Origin of the sequence: Consotaella salsifontis (assembly GCF_900167365.1) — a bacterium.
Classification (GTDB): domain Bacteria; phylum Pseudomonadota; class Alphaproteobacteria; order Rhizobiales; family Rhizobiaceae; genus Consotaella; species Consotaella salsifontis.
In genome coordinates this window covers 272,154-288,485 of the sequence record NZ_FUXL01000002.1, presented here as the reverse complement: position 1 = coordinate 288,485, position 16,332 = coordinate 272,154, and the positions used below count along the sequence as shown (strand labels likewise).

The 16,332-nt window shown below is 65.1% G+C and carries 9 protein-coding genes; 3 read left to right on the top strand and 6 right to left on the bottom strand.

Translation table 11 applies throughout. The features are described 5' to 3' along the window. The first annotated feature begins 14 nt into the window (after window positions 1-14). Entirely contained in the window at window positions 15-2,060 is a 2,046-nt protein-coding gene (gene pbpC / locus B5D38_RS03435; RefSeq protein ID WP_245318771.1) for a penicillin-binding protein 1C, read from the top strand. A 28-nt stretch (window positions 2,061-2,088) separates the two neighbouring features. On the opposite strand, the gene B5D38_RS03430 is transcribed toward pbpC, so the two are convergent. Further along, a complete protein-coding gene (locus tag B5D38_RS03430; RefSeq protein WP_078706950.1) occupies window positions 2,089-3,648 on the bottom strand; it encodes a putative bifunctional diguanylate cyclase/phosphodiesterase in 1,560 nt (519 codons plus the stop codon). A gap of 161 nt (window positions 3,649-3,809) precedes the next feature. Between B5D38_RS03430 and B5D38_RS03425 the strand changes: the two genes are divergently transcribed. Together B5D38_RS03425 and B5D38_RS03415 are read left to right on the top strand one after the other, a co-directional pair. After that, window positions 3,810-4,598 (top strand): SDR family oxidoreductase, encoded by a 789-nt coding sequence (locus B5D38_RS03425; protein WP_078706949.1) that lies wholly within the window; start codon window positions 3,810-3,812, stop codon window positions 4,596-4,598. Window positions 4,599-5,145: 547 nt separating this feature from the next. Next, window positions 5,146-7,152, top strand: a complete 2,007-nt coding sequence (locus B5D38_RS03415) for a HAMP domain-containing methyl-accepting chemotaxis protein (RefSeq protein ID WP_078706947.1) — start codon at window positions 5,146-5,148, stop codon at window positions 7,150-7,152. Between the two features lie 75 nt (window positions 7,153-7,227). Here B5D38_RS03415 and adhE read toward each other — a convergent pair whose 3' ends face one another. The 5 genes from adhE to uxuA form a co-directional block, all read right to left on the bottom strand. Next, complete coding sequence (gene adhE, locus B5D38_RS03410) at window positions 7,228-9,933, bottom strand: bifunctional acetaldehyde-CoA/alcohol dehydrogenase (protein WP_280949363.1); 2,706 nt, start codon at window positions 9,931-9,933, stop codon at window positions 7,228-7,230. 230 nt (window positions 9,934-10,163) lie between these two features. Then, on the bottom strand, window positions 10,164-11,147 hold the full coding sequence (locus B5D38_RS03405; protein ID WP_078706945.1) for a threo-3-hydroxy-L-aspartate ammonia-lyase: 984 nt from the start codon (window positions 11,145-11,147) through the stop codon (window positions 10,164-10,166). A 104-nt stretch (window positions 11,148-11,251) separates the two neighbouring features. Further along, the gene (pflA, locus tag B5D38_RS03400) at window positions 11,252-12,052 is read right to left on the bottom strand and encodes a pyruvate formate-lyase-activating protein (protein ID WP_116002558.1); all 801 of its coding nucleotides are present in this window, start codon (window positions 12,050-12,052) and stop codon (window positions 11,252-11,254) included. A 107-nt stretch (window positions 12,053-12,159) separates the two neighbouring features. After that, a complete protein-coding gene (gene pflB, locus B5D38_RS03395) occupies window positions 12,160-14,418 on the bottom strand; it encodes a formate C-acetyltransferase (protein ID WP_210189110.1) in 2,259 nt (752 codons plus the stop codon). Window positions 14,419-15,140: 722 nt separating this feature from the next. Beyond that, window positions 15,141-16,328, bottom strand: coding sequence for a mannonate dehydratase (uxuA, locus tag B5D38_RS03390; protein ID WP_078706944.1), 1,188 nt, complete (start codon window positions 16,326-16,328; stop codon window positions 15,141-15,143). Between the last annotated feature and the right edge of the window lie 4 nt (window positions 16,329-16,332).

Below are 16,332 nucleotides of genomic sequence, written 5' to 3'. Positions count from 1 at the left end.
GGAGGGGGGCCCGGTTGGCACTGGCGGGTGCGCTCGCCGGTGCCGTTCTTCTCGTGGTTGCGGTCGCTTCCTTCGAGGCGGCGGTCGAGCGGCGCGAGGCGAGCCTTCAGGCGCCGGTGACGGGCGTCGAGGTTCTCGACAGGGACGGGGCGCTGCTTCGCGCCTTTGCGCTCGATGACGGCCGTTGGCGGCTCCGGGCGACCGCCGACGACGTCGACCCCCGTTACCTGCGAATGCTGCTGGCCTGGGAGGACAAGCGCTTCCAGACCCATGGCGGCATCGATCCCTCGGCCTTTGCCCGCGCGGTCTGGCAATCTCTCCGGCATTTTCGCATCGTCTCCGGCGGATCGACGCTGACCATGCAGGTGGCGCGGATGCTCCTCGACCTGCCGACGCGCAGCTTTGCGGCCAAGGGCGAGCAGGTGCTCTCGGCGCTGGCCTTGGAACGCAGTCGCTCCAAGGCGGACATTCTGGCCCTTTATCTTTCGATGGCGCCCTATGGCGGCAATCTGGAGGGGGTACGGGCGGCGAGCCTCGCCTTTTTCGGCAAGGAGCCCCGGCGCCTGACCGCCGCCGAGGCGGCGCTGCTGGTCGTCCTGCCGCAATCGCCGGAAAGGATGCGGCCGGATCGCAACCCCGGCGAGGCCAAACGCGGCCGCGACCGGGTGCTAGACCGGATGGCGGCGCTCGGCGTCATCGCGCCGGAGGAGGCGAGGCGCGCCAAGGCTGAGCCCGTCCCGACCCGCCGCATGGACCTGCCCATGTTGGCCGCCCATGCCGCCGATCGCCTGCATACGGAGCATCCGGACCGCGCCCAGATTCGCCTCACCATCGACCGGGCGCTCCAGGAGCGTCTGGAAACCTATGTACAGGTCAAGGCGGCGAGCCTCAAGCGGCCGCTCAGTCTCGCCATCCTCGTGTCGGACCATAGCACCGGCGAAGTGTTGGCCTCCGTCGGCTCGCCCGATCTCTTCGACGCGAGCCGCGACGGCTTCGTCGACCTGACGCGCTCCGAGCGCTCCCCTGGTTCGGCGCTGAAGCCCTTGATCTACGGTCTCGCCTTCGAGCGCGGGATCGCCCATCCGGAGACACTGGTCGACGACTCGCCCGGCGGCTTTTCGGGCTATACGCCGCAGAACTTCGACCATGACTTCCAGGGCATCATCACAGCGCGCCGGGCGCTCCAGCTGTCGCGCAATCTGCCGGCGGTCGAGCTTCTCTCCGCCGTCGGGCCCTCCAGGTTGATCTCGCGGATGAAGAGGGCCGGCGCTGCGCCGGACCTTTCCGATCGTTCCATTCCGGGCCTCGCCATCGGCCTCGGGGGCCTCGGACTGTCGCTGGAGGACCTCGTGCGTATCTATGGCGGCCTCGCCAATGGCGGTCTCGCCGAGCCTCTGCACGTGACGATGGGGGAGGCGCTGCCGAGAGGCCGCCGCATCCTTTCGCCCCAGGCGGCCTGGGAGGTCACGTCCATTCTGGCGGGCGCGGCCACGACAGCCAAGGGCTCGCCCGGTCTCGTCGCCTACAAGACGGGAACGTCCTATGGCTACCGCGATGCCTGGACCGTCGGCTACGACGGACGCCACGTCGTCGGCGTCTGGCTCGGGCGGCCGGACGGTGCGCCGGTCTCCGGCCTCGTCGGGCAGGACATGGCGGTTCCCGTGATGCGCGACGTCTTCGCCCGCATCGGACCGATCGAGCCGCTGCCGGGGCCGCCGCCCGGCATTCTCGCCTCGGCCGGCGCGGGACTGCCGCCTCCGCTGAAGCGCTTCGGCCGCGCCGCCGAAAAGGCCGATGCGCGCCTCAGGCCGGAGATCGCCTATCCGCCCAATGCCGCCAGGGTCGAGCTTGTCGGGCAGGGGGCCGACAGCGACCTCTTCCTGAAGGTGAGAAACGGCGAGCCGCCCTTCACCTGGTATGTCGACGGCGCCCCGATTGCGCAAAACCTCGACGGCCGGCAGGCAGCCTGGCGCCCGCAAGAGCCCGGCTTCGTCGAGATATCCGTGGTGGATAAGGCGGGAGCCGCCGCAAGGGCCAGCGTCTTCGTCGACCTTCAGTGATCCGACGCTTCCTTCGGCGCACGGGCCACTATCGGCCTAAGCGAACGTCCGCCTCCTGGGCGTTCCTGCCGGCCAGAAAGCCGGCGACATGGTTGGCGGGCATCGCCTTTCCGAAGAGGTAGCCCTGGCCCAGATTGCAGCCCAGCTCCTTGATGCGTTCGAGCTGCGAAAGCTGCTCGATCCCCTCGGCGGTCGTCGTGATGCCAAGGCCCTGGCTGAGGCCGACGATGGCGCGCACGATCTTGGTCTGCTTGCTGTCTTCCTCGCCGAGCGAGTTCATGAAGCTGCGATCGATCTTGATCTCATCGAAGCTCATGTTGGAGAGCTGAGAGAGGCTGGAATAACCGGTGCCGAAATCGTCGAGAACGATATGGATGCCGATGCGCTTGAGTTCCTCGATGGTCTGCGTTGCCGTCGCAAGTTCGCGCACGACCGCCGTTTCCGTTATCTCGATCTCCAGGCGCCGAGGAGGAAAGCCTGTTTCCCCGAGGATCTGGATGATCCGCAGGCCGAGCAGGCGGTCGGTGAGCTGGGCGGGGGAGATGTTGAAGGCGAGGCGGGTCTCGCTCGGCCAGGAGAGAGCGTCGAGACAGGCCTGCCGCAGGAGTTGCCCCGAAAGGTCGGTGATCAGCCCCGCTTCCTCGGCGATCTCGATGAAGACGGCCGGCGAGACGGCGTTGCCGCTCTTGTCCGTCCAACGGGCCAGGGCCTCGAAGCCGTGGATCTTGCCGCCGTCGAGGTGGATGAGCGGCTGGTAGTGCGGCCGGATCACGCCCGCGCGAACGGCCTCGCGCAGCTCCGTCTCCAGCCTGACGCGTTCGGTTAGGATTTCCCGCATCGACGCCTCGAAGACGCAGACGCCGTTTCGGCCGCGCCGCTTGGCGGCGTACATGGCAAGATCGGCCTGCTCCATGACCGTCTGCAGGCGCTCCTTGCGGTCGTGGTTGTGGCCTATGCCAACGGATGTGCCAACCTCGACTTGGATGCCGCCGATGATCACCGGGCGGCTCAGCAAATCCACCATCCGCTCCGCCATCTCCTCCGCGGCGTCCGCCGGGGTTTGCGACAGGACGCAGAACTCGTCGCCTCCCATGCGAATGACGGTATCCTCGGGGAAGAGTTGCCGCAGCCGCTCGGCCACCGTGGTGAGCAGGGCGTCGCCGCCGTGATGGCCGACGAGGTCGTTGACCTTCTTGAAGCCGTCCAGATCGATGGCGAAGACCGAGACAGGGCTCGTAGCGTTCTTGTTCCTGCCGTTCATACGGCCGTCGACATAGTGCCGGTTGGGCAGGCGCGTCAGAGGGTCGTGATAGGCGAACCAAAGCGCCTCGCCTTCCGCCTCGCTGCGGCGCTTGGCTTCGCGCTTGAGGTCGAGAAGACGCCGCCAAGCGTAGACGAAGCCCGAGAGGCCCGACAGGAAGATGGCGAGGATGATCTCGTCAAGCTCCCAGCTCTCGTGTCCTTTCATGAAGGCAGCGAATCTGTCGTAGGCGTCGAGGTAAAGGAACAGCGCATAGAGAGCGATGGCCATGCCTGTCGCGATGACCGCGTCGCGCCTTGCGGGGTTGCTGAATAATTCGCGGAACATGCACGGCCTCGAAAGTCATGATCGCGATTCAACAAACCACAATTTTCTAAAGGATTCGTGCCAAACGAGCCTTCCTGTCGAGCTTGCACCGATGGTTGTGCCACGGCTGCCTTGGCTTCGGCGGACAATGCGCTATCAACAACACGGACAGGAGGTGGTTCATGGACTTGGGAATCAAAGGCAAGCGTGCGGTCGTCCTTGCCTCGTCGCGCGGCCTAGGCCTTGCCATCGCCGAGGCGGTCGCGGCCGAAGGGGCATCTGTTCTCCTGTGCGGCCGGAGCGCCGACAGGCTGGCGGACAATGTCGAGCGCATCAACGCGCGCGGAAAAGGGCAGGCGCATTTCGTCGCCGCCAACCTTTCGGACGATGGCTTCGTCGATACCCTGATGAGCGCCGCCGAGAAGGAACTGGGCGGGATCGACATCCTGGTCAACAACACGGGCGGTCCGCCGCCGGGAGGCGCCGCCGGCATGTCGCTGGATGTGTTGCGGCAACAGTTCGCCATGATGGTCGAGCGCATCATCGAGATGACCACCCGCGCCGTTCCGGCGATGCGCGAGGCGGGATGGGGGCGCATTCTCACGGTCGCGTCCTCGGGCGTCGTCCAACCGATCCCGAATCTTGCCCTCTCCAACACCCTGCGATCGGCTCTCGTCGGCTTTTCTAAGACCTTGGCGAGCGAGGTCGCGGAGGACGGCGTGACCGTCAACATGCTCCTGCCGGGACGGATCGACACCGACCGGCTGCAGGAGCTGGACTCTGCCAACGCCAAACGGACGGGTAAAAGCATCGAGGCCGTTAGGGAAGCCAATCGCGCGGCCATCCCGACCGGACGCTATGGATCGGTCGAGGAGTTCGGCTCCGTGGCCGCGTTCCTGGTCAGCGCGCGGGCGAGCTATGTGACGGGCAGCCTCGTCCGCTGCGACGGCGGAGCCGTGAAGGGCATTTGACGTAAGGCCAAGGTAGCCTCACCTTCCGCGCCCGCCTCTTCCGGCGAAGCTGCGGCTTAAAGCACCTTGCCAGCCTATTCGACGGCGCGCATTCTTCGAGGGGTTGCGAGGAGGGGAGAGCCTCGCGATCCGTCGGGAAGGGGAGGAAATATGCAGTGCTTCGTCTGTGGCGGCCCGGCCGATAGGATCGACAGCCCGGCGGATGCCATCTCGATCCGTTGCCCAAAATGCGGCGAATACGATGTCTCGCCGCTCGCACAGGAAAGGCTGGGCCAGCTGACGCCCTATTCGCGGATGCAGGCGCTTCGTTATGCCCAGACCACCGCGGAGCCAGGGCGGCGCCCCCACTTGCACGCTCTCGGTTGAGGCTCGCGGCCGGCGGGAAGGCCCGTCGGCTCCGATGCCTGGCATTGAACCCGTGGCGGCGGAAATGCTGCGGCGACATTTGATCCATTCGCGCAAGTTCTGCTCCTACTTTGCGGGGTAGGATTGACGCGGCTGTGTTGGGTGTCGCTGGAGCCTGCGTGTGAATTTTCGGAATGTCGGGATGCCGCGAAAGCTGGCGGTTGGCTTTGTCGTCGCGCTTGTCGCGGTGACGCCCGCCGGCGTCTTCGCGCTGTCCGGCATCGACCGGGCCTTTGAGGCCGCGGGCTCGGCGGTCGATGCTCGCGCTCTGGTGGAGGGGCTGAGCACCGTTGAGAAGGATCTCCTGGCGCAGCAAAGCGCGGCGCGCGCCTATCTTCTCACAGGTGACGAAGCCTTCAAGCGCGCCTACACCTCCGCGAAATCAGCCTTCGAACACGATATGGACGCTGCTCGAAGGGACGGCCGTGCGTCGGGCGATGCGCCGGCCCTGGCGCGGCTTGCTGACGCCGTCGCCGCTTGGCAGCGGCAAGGCCCGGAGCGGGAGATGGGCTATGTCGACGATCCGACCGTCGACGACCACGCCTTGCTCGGTCGGGTTGGGGATATCGATCTCGGCGATGTGCGCGCCATCCTCTCCGATGTCATGGATCACCACCGGATCTTGGCCGCCACGGCCGAGGTGGATTGGGCCGGCGCGGCCTCATCGGTGAAGACCAGGCTGATCGCCGCTGGCGCCGCCCTCCTGCTCGTCTTGATCTGTCTCTTCGTCTTCCTCCGGTGGGTGTTCGTTCGGCCGCTCTTGGAGCTTGCCGAGGTCGCGGGGCGCATTCTGGATGGCGAGCGCGCGGTGGCTGTCCCAGGCAATGAGCGCCAGGACGAAATCGGCCAATTCGCGCGCGTCTTTTTGCGCGCCGACGAACTTGCCCGCAAGAGCGACCAACTTGAGCAGGAGGTCGCCGACCTTCGTCGCGACAACGAGACTGAGCGCGAACGTCATCTCGCGGCCGAACGCGATCGGTCGGAGGCTCATTCCGCCTTTGCCGCCGATCTCGATCGCGGCTTTCAGCGTCTTGCCGGTGGCGATCTGACGGTCCGCCTGAACCGCCCGGCGAGCCCGGACCACGAGCCGATCCGCCAGCGCTTCAACGCCTCGGTTGCCGAGTTGGAGGATCTGCTCTCGGGTGTCGTGGAGTCGGTGGACGAGATTCGAGCGGGCCTCGGCGAAATCGACGGGATCACCGGCGGTCTCGCCGAACAGAGCGAACGCCAGGCAAGCGGCCTCGCCGAGGCTATAGCGGCGCTCGAGGCGGTGAGCCGGGCCATCGGAGCGACGGCAACACATGCGGGCAAGGCCCAGACTTCCGCCGAGGCCGCAAGGGCGAACGCCGAAAAGGGCGGCGAGACGGTGGGCCGGGCCGTTGCCGCCATGAATGGGCTGGAAAAGAGCTCGACCGAGATCAGCAAGATCATCGGCATCATCGACGAGATCGCGTTCCAGACAAGCCTTCTTGCCCTGAATGCGGGCGTCGAGGCGGCGCGCGCGGGGGAGGCGGGCAAAGGCTTTGCCGTGGTCGCGCAGGAGGTGAGGGCGCTGGCGCAGCACTCGGCGACGGCCGCCAAGAAGATCAAGAGCCTGATCGCCGCCTCGCGCGCCCATGTCGCCGATGGTGTCGCGCTGGTCTCAGCCTCCGGCGAAAGCTTCGAGGAAGTCATCGCCGAGATCGTGGCCATGTCGTCACTGGTGGGCGAGATCGCCAGGGGCACCCGCGAGCAGGCCGCGAACCTCGCGCAGATCGCCGGCGAGACCGAGCATCTGGACGGCCTTGCGCGCCAGCAGGCGTCCATGGTCGAGGAGGCGGCGGCGGCGGCGGAGAGTCTGGTTCGCGAGACGGACCATCTCGGCGACCTTATCGCCAGCTTTCGGACCACCGTTTCGAAGGGCCATGCCGATCAGCAAGAGCGCGCGGCTCTTCGCGCGGTGCCGCCGACACTCGCGCGCCCCGTGCGCGCTCCGATCTCTCGTGGAATCCCGGCACCCGCCTCACGTCCGACGCTCTTGCGGCGAGATGCACCGGCCCGCGCCGTACCTGTCGCGGTTCCTCCTCCGCCAAGACGGCAGAGGATGCCCGCTTCCGTCAATGCGGCGCCACGGCCCGAGCCGGTGGATGACGGATGGACCGACTTCTGATCGGTCCTCGTCTCTTTACTCGGTATCAGCGGTCGGCACCGGCCCGGTCGATCACCGGGCCGGTGCCGTTTTGCGTCAGCCGCGAGCCTTGAGCGCGACGACTTCGCCGTCGCCGGCGTCCTCGCGGGCCTCTCCGTGGCGCTCCGCGTAGGGGCGGCCATAGTAGCTGTCGAGCAGCACCTGGCGGATTTCGCTGATCAGCGGATAGCGCGGATTGGCGCCGGTGCACTGATCGTCGAACGCCTTTTCGGCGAGCTGGTCGACCTTGGCTAGGAAGTCGGCTTCGGCAACACCCGCCGCCTGGATGGAGGGCGGAATGTCGAGCTCGCGCTTGAGGTCGTCCACCCATGCGATGAGCTTTTCGACGGAATGGTGGTCGTCGCGTCCGCCAAGACCCAAATGCCGGGCCACCTCGGCATAGCGGCACACCGCCTTGGGCCGGTCGTACTGGCTGAAGGCCGCCTGCTTCGTCGGGTTGTCCACCGCATTGTAGCGGATGACGTTCGACAGGAGCAGCGCGTTGGCAAGGCCGTGCGCGATGTGGAACTCCGCGCCGAGCTTGTGGGCCATGGAGTGGCAGACGCCGAGGAACGCGTTCGCAAAGGCGATGCCGGCGAGCGTCGCCGCATTGTGCACCTGCTCGCGTGCCTTCGGATCGCGCGCCCCGTTCTTATAGGCCGAGGGCAGATATTCCTTCAGGAGCTTCAGCGCCTGGAGCGCCTGGCCATCGGAATATTCGTTCGCCATCACCGACACGTAGCATTCGAGCGAATGCGTCACAGCGTCGATGCCGCCATGGGCGGTCAGCGACTTCGGCATGTGCATGACGAGATCGGCGTCGATGATCGCCATGTTGGGGGTGAGCTCGTAATCGGCGATCGGATACTTGATGCCGGTCTTCTCGTCGGTAACGACGGCGAAGGGCGTCACTTCCGAGCCCGTGCCCGAGGTGGTGGGGACGGCGACGAACATCGCCTTCTCGCCGAGCTTGGGGAAGCGGTAGATGCGCTTGCGGATGTCCATGAAGCGCAGCGCGAGATCGGCGAACTCGACGTTCGGATGCTCGTACATCACCCACATGATCTTGGCCGCGTCCATCGGCGAGCCGCCGCCCTGGGCAAGGATCACGTCCGGGGCGAAGGCGTTGCACATGGAAAGTCCCTTGCGCACGACCGCCAGTGTCGGATCGGCCGAAACCTCGAAGAACACCTCCACTTCGAGGCCCTGCTCCTTGAGGATGCGCACCGTCTCGTTCACGTGGCCGTTCTCGAAGAGGAAGCGGTCGGTGACGACGAGGCAGCGCTTCTTGCCCTTCAGCTCCTCAAGGGCAAAGGGCAGGCAGCCGCGGCGGAAATAAATGTCCTTGGGGAGCTTGTGCCAGAGCATGTTTTCGGCTCGCTTTGCCACCGTCTTCTTGTTGATGAGATGCTGCGGTCCGACGTTCTCCGAAATGGAGTTGCCGCCCCAGGAGCCGCAGCCGAGGGTGAGGGAGGGGGCGAGGCGGAAGTTGTAGAGGTCGCCGATGCCGCCATGAGAGGCCGGGCTGTTGATCAGCACGCGCGCGGTCTTCATCTTGTCGCCGAACGTCGCGATGCGCTGCGGCTCGAGGTCCTGGTCCGTATAGAGAACCGAGGTGTGGCCAATGCCGCCGAGGGCGACCAGAGCCGCCGCCTTGGAGCACGCGTCGTCGAAGTCCTTGGCGCGGTACATGCCCAGCGTCGGCGAGAGCTTCTCGTGGGCGAAGACCTCGTCCTCCTCCGTGCTTTCCACCTCGGCGATGAGCACCTTGGTGTCGGACGGAACGGTAATGCCCGCCGCCTTGGCGATGGTCGGAGCCGACTGGCCGACGATCTTGGCGTTGAGCGTTCCGTTCTGCATGATCACGTCGCGCACGGCGCCCGCCTCGTTGCCGGACAGAATGTAGCCGCCATGGCTGCGGAAGCGTTCACGCACCGTGTCGTAGACCGCATCGACCGCGATCACCGACTGCTCGGAGGCGCAGATGACGCCGTTGTCAAAGGTCTTCGACATGAGAATGGAGGCGACGGCGCGCTTGATATCCGCGTGCTCGTCGATGACCGCCGGCGTGTTGCCTGCGCCAACGCCGATGGCCGGCTTGCCGGACGAATAGGCCGCCTTCACCATGCCGGGGCCGCCGGTCGCCAGGATCAGGTTAATGTCCTTGTGGCGCATCAGAGCGTTGGAGAGCTCCACCGACGGCTCGTCGATCCAGCCGATGATATCCTCGGGCGCGCCGGCCTTCACCGCCGCGCGCAGAACGAGGCGCGCCGCCTCACAGGTCGACTTCCTGGCGCGCGGATGCGGCGAGAAGATCACGCCGTTGCGGGTCTTCAGCGCGATCAGCGCCTTGAAGATGGCGGTCGAGGTGGGATTGGTGGTCGGGACGATGGCGCAGATGAGGCCCACCGGCTCGGCCAGCGTCATGGTGCCGTATTCCGGCTCCTCGTCAAGGACGCCGCAGGTCTTCTCGTCCTTGTACTTGTTGTAGATGTATTCGGAGGCGAAATGGTTCTTCGTGACCTTGTCCTCCATGACGCCCATGCCCGTCTCCTCGACGGCCATGCGGGCAAGAGGAATGCGCGCGTTGGCAACGGCCAGCGCCGCCTCGCGGAAGATCAGATCCACTCGCTCCTGATCGAATTCCGCATAGACCTGTTGGGCCGCTTTGACGCGGGCAACAAGCTGGTCGAGCTCGGTCGGATTGGTGACGGGCATGGTGTCCCTCCTTCGAAGGGTTGACGGGACAGCACGGCGTTGCACCGTGCCGCGGCCAGCCCGACCTCAGGTCGGATGGCCGGAGATGCGCGATAGCGGAAGCGCCTATCGATCGGGCGGTCGCTGGCGGTCAGGAGCCTTTGATGGGAGCGGCGATGACCTTGCTAGCGACGACTTAAATCCATTTAAATGGCAAAAAAGCTCAGGTCAACGCTGCTCGGCACCCATGCGTCACACCGCCGCCATGTCCTGTCGCACAGATCTGGATGAGTTCGTCAGAAGAACCGGGCGAAGCTCGCCATGTCGACATTGCCCCCGCTCAGAATCACGCCGACCCGCTTTCCCGCGACGGGCACGGTGCCGGTAAACGCCGCCGCGGCTCCGAGGCACCCGGTTGGTTCGACCACCAGCTTCATTCGTTCGGCGAAAAACCGCATGGCTTCGACCAAGGCGTCATCGGGCACCGTCAGGATGTCCGTTACCAAGCGGCGGATGATGGGGAAGGTCAAGTGGCCGAGACGACTGGTGAGCGCCCCGTCGGCGATGGAACGCGGAACCGCGATGGTGACGATCTCGCCTGCCTTCAATGATTGGCGGCCGTCATCGCCAGCCTCAGGTTCGACCCCGTAAATTTCGCAGTCGGGGGACAGCTTCTCGGCCGAAAGGGCCGAGCCGGCGGTTAGCCCGCCGCCGCCGAGAGGCACGATGAGCATGTCCAGCGGCCCGACCTCCTCGAAGAGTTCGGCCGCGGCAGTGCCCTGGCCGGCGATGATGTCCGCATGATCAAAGGGCGGGATCAGCGTCAGCCCCCGCTCCTCGGCCAGAACGCGGCCGAGAGCCTCGCGATCCTCGGTATAGCGATCGTAGGTGATCACCTCAGCGCCGTAGCCGCGTGTAGCGGCGAGCTTCATCGCCGGGGCGTCCGCCGGCATCAGGATCGTGGCCGGAACGCCCTGAAGCTTGGCGGCATAGGCGATCGCCTGGGCGTGATTGCCCGAGGAGAACGCCGCGACGCCGCGCGCGCGCGCCTCATCCGAAAGGGCTGCGATGGCGTTACAGGCGCCGCGAAACTTGAAGGCGCCGGCGCGCTGAAAGTTCTCGCATTTGAAAAAGAGATGAGCGCCCGTCAGCGCGTTTGCGGTGCGGGAGGTCATCACCGGCGTCCGGTGCGCGATGCCAAGGATGCGCTGGCGCGCGGCATCCACATCGGCGAAGCTCGGGAGACCCCTGGCGTGGTTCACGTGGTCGGCGGCTGTCATCGGTGGCGTCCTTCGCGCAATCTTCCATGCCTCGGCATGTCGCCGGCAGGGTACGCCATGACGCGACCTGATCAAGCCGAAAGGCGGCGAGATCAGGATGAACTTTAAAAGACCTTCAGCCCGCGCTCGGCAAAGATAGAGCGCGCGGCCGCCGTCGCCTCGTTGGAGGGTGTCGGCCATCCTTGGAGCGGATACTTCATGCCAAGCTCCGCCCATTTGTGGGCGCCCATCTGGTGGAAGGGAAGAACCTCCACCCGCTCCACCACCGACCCCAGATCGGCGACGAAATCCGCTAGGCGGGCGACATCGTCAGCATCGTCGGTGAGGTTCGGGACCAGGACGTAGCGCAGCCAGATGGGCTTGCCGAGGCGCTTCAGCCGGTGGGCGAAGTCGAGCGTAGGCTGAAGCGGCTGCGCCGTCAGCTTCTCGTATTTGGCAGGATCGGAATGCTTGATGTCGAGAAGAACGAGATCGATGGGATCGAACCAGTTGTCGTCGACATGGGCGTGGAGGAAGCCCTGGGTGTCGAGGGCGTTGTGCAGCCGCAGTTCGTCCTTGATCCGCCGGAAGAGCGCGCCGACGAATCCGGCCTGCATCAGCGGCTCGCCGCCGGAGATGGTGACGCCGCCGGCAACGCGCAGGAAGCCGGCATAGGGCTTCACCTCCGCCATCGCCTCATCGAGCGTGACGGAGCGGCCGTTGTGGAGCTTCCAGGTGTCGGGGTTGTGGCAATAGGAGCAGCGGAAAAGACAGCCCGAGGTGAAGAAGACGAAGCGCATGCCCGGTCCGTCGACCGCCGCCCCGGACTCCACAGAATGGATGTAGCCGTGGTCGGACGGCAGATGCACCGCGGAGGGAACGTGGAGCTGGGGGGCTTCGACCGATTCCGTCATGCGAAAGGCCATCTCGATATCTCCTGTCCAGGCCGTGTCGAGCCGAAGGCTCGAAGGTGTCAGGTGGTCGGGGAGGGCAGGAGCCGGGCGGGAAGATCCCGCTCGGCTCCTTGAAGACCTTACATGTGCTCGTGGAAGGTCCGGTTGATGACGTCCATCTGCTGCTCACGGGTCAGCTTGACGAAGTTTACCGCATAGCCGGAGACGCGGATCGTCAGCTGCGGGTAGAGCTCGGGATGCTCCATGGCGTCGAGCAGCGTCTCGCGATTGAAGACGTTCACGTTGACATGGAAGCCGCCCGCCGCCGTGTAGGCGTCAAGGCAGTTGGCGAGGTTCTTGACCCGATCCTCCGCCGTGCGGCCGAGGGAGCCTGGCGTCGCCGATGCCGTCCACGAAATGCCGTCGAGCGCCTCGTCGTAAGGAAGCTTGGCAACCGACGCACCCGCTGCGACGAAGCCCTTCTTGTCGCGGCCGTTCATCGGGTTGGCACCCGGAGCGAAAGGCTCGCCGGCGCGGCGACCGTCCGGCGTGGTGCCGGTCTTCTTGCCGTAGACCACGTTGGAGGTGATCGTCAGGACCGACTGCGTCGGCATCGCATTGCGATAGAAGTAGGGCTGGGCCCTGACCTTCTCCATGAAGGCTTTGACCAGCCACGCCGTGATGTCGTCGACGCGATCGTCATTGTTACCGAAGGCCGGATATTCACCCTCGATCTTGTAATCGACGGCCAGGCCCTTCTCGTCGCGGATCACATGCACCTTGGCGTGCTTGATGGCCGAGAGCGAGTCGGCGGCCACCGACAGACCGGCGATACCGCAGCCCATGGTGCGCAGGATGTCACGATCATGCAGCGCCATCTCGATACGCTCATAGGCGTACTTGTCGTGCATGTAGTGGATGATGTTCAGCGCGTTGACGTAGGTCTTGGCGAGCCAATCCATCATCTTGTCGAACTTGGCGAGCACCTCGTCATAATCGAGGACGTCGCTCGTGATGGGCTCGAAGCCCGGCGCGATCCGCTTGCCGCTCTTCTCGTCCACACCGCCGTTGATGGCGTACAGCATGCACTTGGCAAGGTTTGCACGAGCACCGAAGAACTGCATCTGCTTGCCGATGCGCATGGCCGAGACGCAGCAGGCGATGCCGTAGTCGTCGCCCCACTTCTCGCGCATCAGGTCGTCGTTTTCGTACTGGATGGCGCTGGTATCGGTCGACACCTTGGCGCAGAAGTTCTTGAAGCCTTCCGGCAGCTTGGAGCTCCACAGCACGGTCAGGTTCGGCTCAGGTGCCGGGCCAAGGTTGAACAGCGTGTTGAGGAAGCGGAAGCTCGACTTCGTCACCAGCGGACGGCCGTCCAGGCCCATGCCGCCGATCGATTCCGTCACCCAGGTCGGATCACCCGAGAACAGCTCGTCGTATTCCGGCGTGCGCAGGAAGCGGACGATACGCAGCTTGATGACGAGATCGTCGATCATCTCCTGCGCCTGGTCCTCGGTGAGAAGGTTCGCCTCGAGATCGCGCTGGATGTAAATGTCCAGGAAGGTCGACACGCGGCCGAAGGACATGGCGGCGCCATTCTGCTCCTTCACCGCAGCCAGATAGGCGAAATAGGTCCACTGCACCGCCTCGCGGGCGTTTTGCGCCGGCCGGGACAGATCGAAGCCATACTTGGCGCCCATCTCGCGCAGCTCATCGAGGGCACGGAACTGCTCCGAAAGCTCCTCGCGCTGGCGGATCGTGTCTTCCGTGAAGACCGCGCCGTCGAGCTCGTGGAATTCCTTCTGCTTGGCTGCCCGAAGGGCGTCGGTGCCATAAAGAGCCACGCGGCGATAGTCGCCGATGATGCGGCCGCGGCCGTAGGCATCCGGGAGGCCGGTGATGACGCCGGACTTCCGGCAGGCGATGATCTCGGGCGTATAGGCATCAAAGACGCCCTGGTTGTGGCTCTTGCGGTGGTGCGTCCACATCTCGTGGACGACCGGGTCCGCCTTGAAGCCGTAAGCGGACAGGCCGCCCTCGACCATGCGCAGTCCGCCGTTCGGCATGATCGCCCGCTTCAGCGGCGCGTCCGTCTGCAAGCCGACGATAACTTCGTTGGCCTGATCGATGTATCCGGCGTCGTGAGCGATGATCGAGCTGGGCTTGTCAGCGGAAACGTCCAGCACGCCCTTCTTGCGCTCTTCGGCGAGAAGCACACTCAGCTTCTCCCAGAGCGCCTTCGTGCGGTCGGTGGCGCCGGCAAGGAAGGAGGCATCACCTTCGTAGGGCTTGTAGTTCGCCTGAATGAAGTCGCGAACGTCGATCGCCTCGCGCCAGGTGGTTCCGGAGAAGCCGGCCCAGGGCTCTGCGAGGGTGGCGTCGGAAACGGTATCCATCATGTCTGTCCTCTTTCCTTGGGACCACCGCCGACCGTGCGGCACTGGCGGTCCTGGCAGATCGGCCGAGTCGGGAACGTTTGAACTTCGCTCTCACGGGGCCGGCTGTGGTGCCTGTCGGTTGAAGATCATTGGCACCGTGTCTCCCCCGATATGATCTCCATTCTCTACCTGGACAATCTTGTTTTGGCGAAAGCTCCCTTGCCCGGTTTTCAGGTCCTCATTTGATCTATGACAACGACCTCGGACCATGCGTGATTAAGATGGATCTTCCAGCGGTTGTTCCGGTGAATGCCTGCTAGATTTCTCACGCTGGCCTGCCCGCGCCATCGCGGCGCACGTCGACTCATGTCTGCGTGTTCGCTCGACCCGATACGACCGGACGCCTGTCGGAAGATGTCCGACGAGCTCACAGTCTATTCGCCAACACCTTCATTTCCGCATTGGTTCCCTTCGGTCCGCACGACGCCACTCTTGCGGCGGTCCTGCTAATTCTTCGCAAAGAGTTCCAGAAAAAACCATGGGACTAAGGCGAAAGACAGCCGCGAACTTGTCGGTCTTCATCAACGAACTGTGAACCCGCCAGCGTGATGGAAGAAAGGTGCCCCTCGGGGCGGCGCATGCCTTTGCCAGATCATGCCTTCCCAAAAGAAAACCGGCGCCCATGGGCGCCGGCAATAAGCTTCTCGCACTTGTACTGCGCTTTGCTTCGGAAAGCGGTTGGGTCAGCCTTCGATCGCGCTGATGGCCGCCATCACGCCGCGAAGCTCCGCCAATCCGCGCATACGCCCAATCAGCGGGTAGCCCGGATGGGTCTTGCGGCCGACGTCGAAAAGCATCTCGTGGCCGTGGTCCGGCCGCATGACGATATTCGAGTCCGCGCGCCCGCTCTCGCGGCGGCGCTTCTCTTCCGCCATCAGCACGCGCACCAGCTTCACCATGTCGGTGTCGCCCGCAAGGTGAGCCGCTTCCTGGAACGAGCCGTCCGCTTCCTTCTTCACGTTTCGAAGATGGGCGAAGTGGATGCGGTCGGCAAAGCGCGCGGCGATGGCCGGCACGTCGTTCTCCGGATTGGCGCCGAGCGAGCCCGAGCACAGCGTCAGGCCATTGGCGAGCGAGGGAACGGCGTCGAGGATGAAGGCGATGTCCTCGGCGTTCTTGACGACGCGCGGCAGGCCGAAGATCGGACGCGGCGGATCGTCGGGGTGGACGCAGAGCATGACGCCGGTTTCTTCGGCCGTCGGCACGACCGCCTTGAGGAAGGCGACGTAGTTGGCGCGGATGTCGTCGACGGTGATGCCCTTGTAGCGGGCGAGCACCGCGCGCAGTCCGGCGACGTCGTAACGTTCATAGGCGCCGGGAAGGCCCGCCATGATCGAGTTGAGCAGCCGGTCGCGATCCTCCTGCGTCGAGGCGTCGAACCAGGCCTTCGCCCGCTCGAGCACGTCGGCGGAGAAGGTTTCCGCCGCGCCCTCGCGCTCCAGGATAAAGACCTCGAAGGCGGCGTATTCATGCATGTTGAAGCGCAGCGCCGAACCGCCGCCGGGTAGCGGCTCCCGCAGCTGCGTGCGGGTCCAGTCGAGAAGCGGCATGAAGTTGTAGCAGACCGCCTTGATACCGCAGGACGCCAGATTGCGCAGCGAAATGCGGTAGTTCTCGTAGAGCGGCGTAAGGTCCCGGTCGCCGAGCTTGATCGACTCGTGAACCGGCAGGCTCTCCACCATCACCCACGACAGCCGGCCGTCAGACTCGCGCTCGATGAAGGCCTTGCGCTCCTCGATCTGCTCCACGGTCCACACTTCGCCGTAGGGAATGTCGTGGAGCGCCGTGACGATGCCGGTGGCGCCGGTCTGGACGATTTCCGGAAGGGTGACTTTGTCGGCTGGGCCGAACCACCTGAAAGATTCTTGCATGACG

What these genes read in the sequence shown, in the direction of transcription:
- B5D38_RS03430 (WP_078706950.1), bottom strand. Translation starts at nt 3,648, where the DNA reads ATGTTCCGCGAATTATTCAGCAACCCCGCAAGGCGCGACGCGGTCATC.
- B5D38_RS03425 (WP_078706949.1), top strand. Translation starts at nt 3,810, where the DNA reads ATGGACTTGGGAATCAAAGGCAAGCGTGCGGTCGTCCTTGCCTCGTCG.
- B5D38_RS03415 (WP_078706947.1), top strand. Translation starts at nt 5,146, where the DNA reads ATGCCGCGAAAGCTGGCGGTTGGCTTTGTCGTCGCGCTTGTCGCGGTG.
- B5D38_RS03405 (WP_078706945.1), bottom strand. Translation starts at nt 11,147, where the DNA reads ATGACAGCCGCCGACCACGTGAACCACGCCAGGGGTCTCCCGAGCTTC.
- pflA (WP_116002558.1), bottom strand. Translation starts at nt 12,052, where the DNA reads ATGGCCTTTCGCATGACGGAATCGGTCGAAGCCCCCCAGCTCCACGTT.
- pflB (WP_210189110.1), bottom strand. Translation starts at nt 14,418, where the DNA reads ATGATGGATACCGTTTCCGACGCCACCCTCGCAGAGCCCTGGGCCGGC.
- uxuA (WP_078706944.1), bottom strand. Translation starts at nt 16,328, where the DNA reads ATGCAAGAATCTTTCAGGTGGTTCGGCCCAGCCGACAAAGTCACCCTT.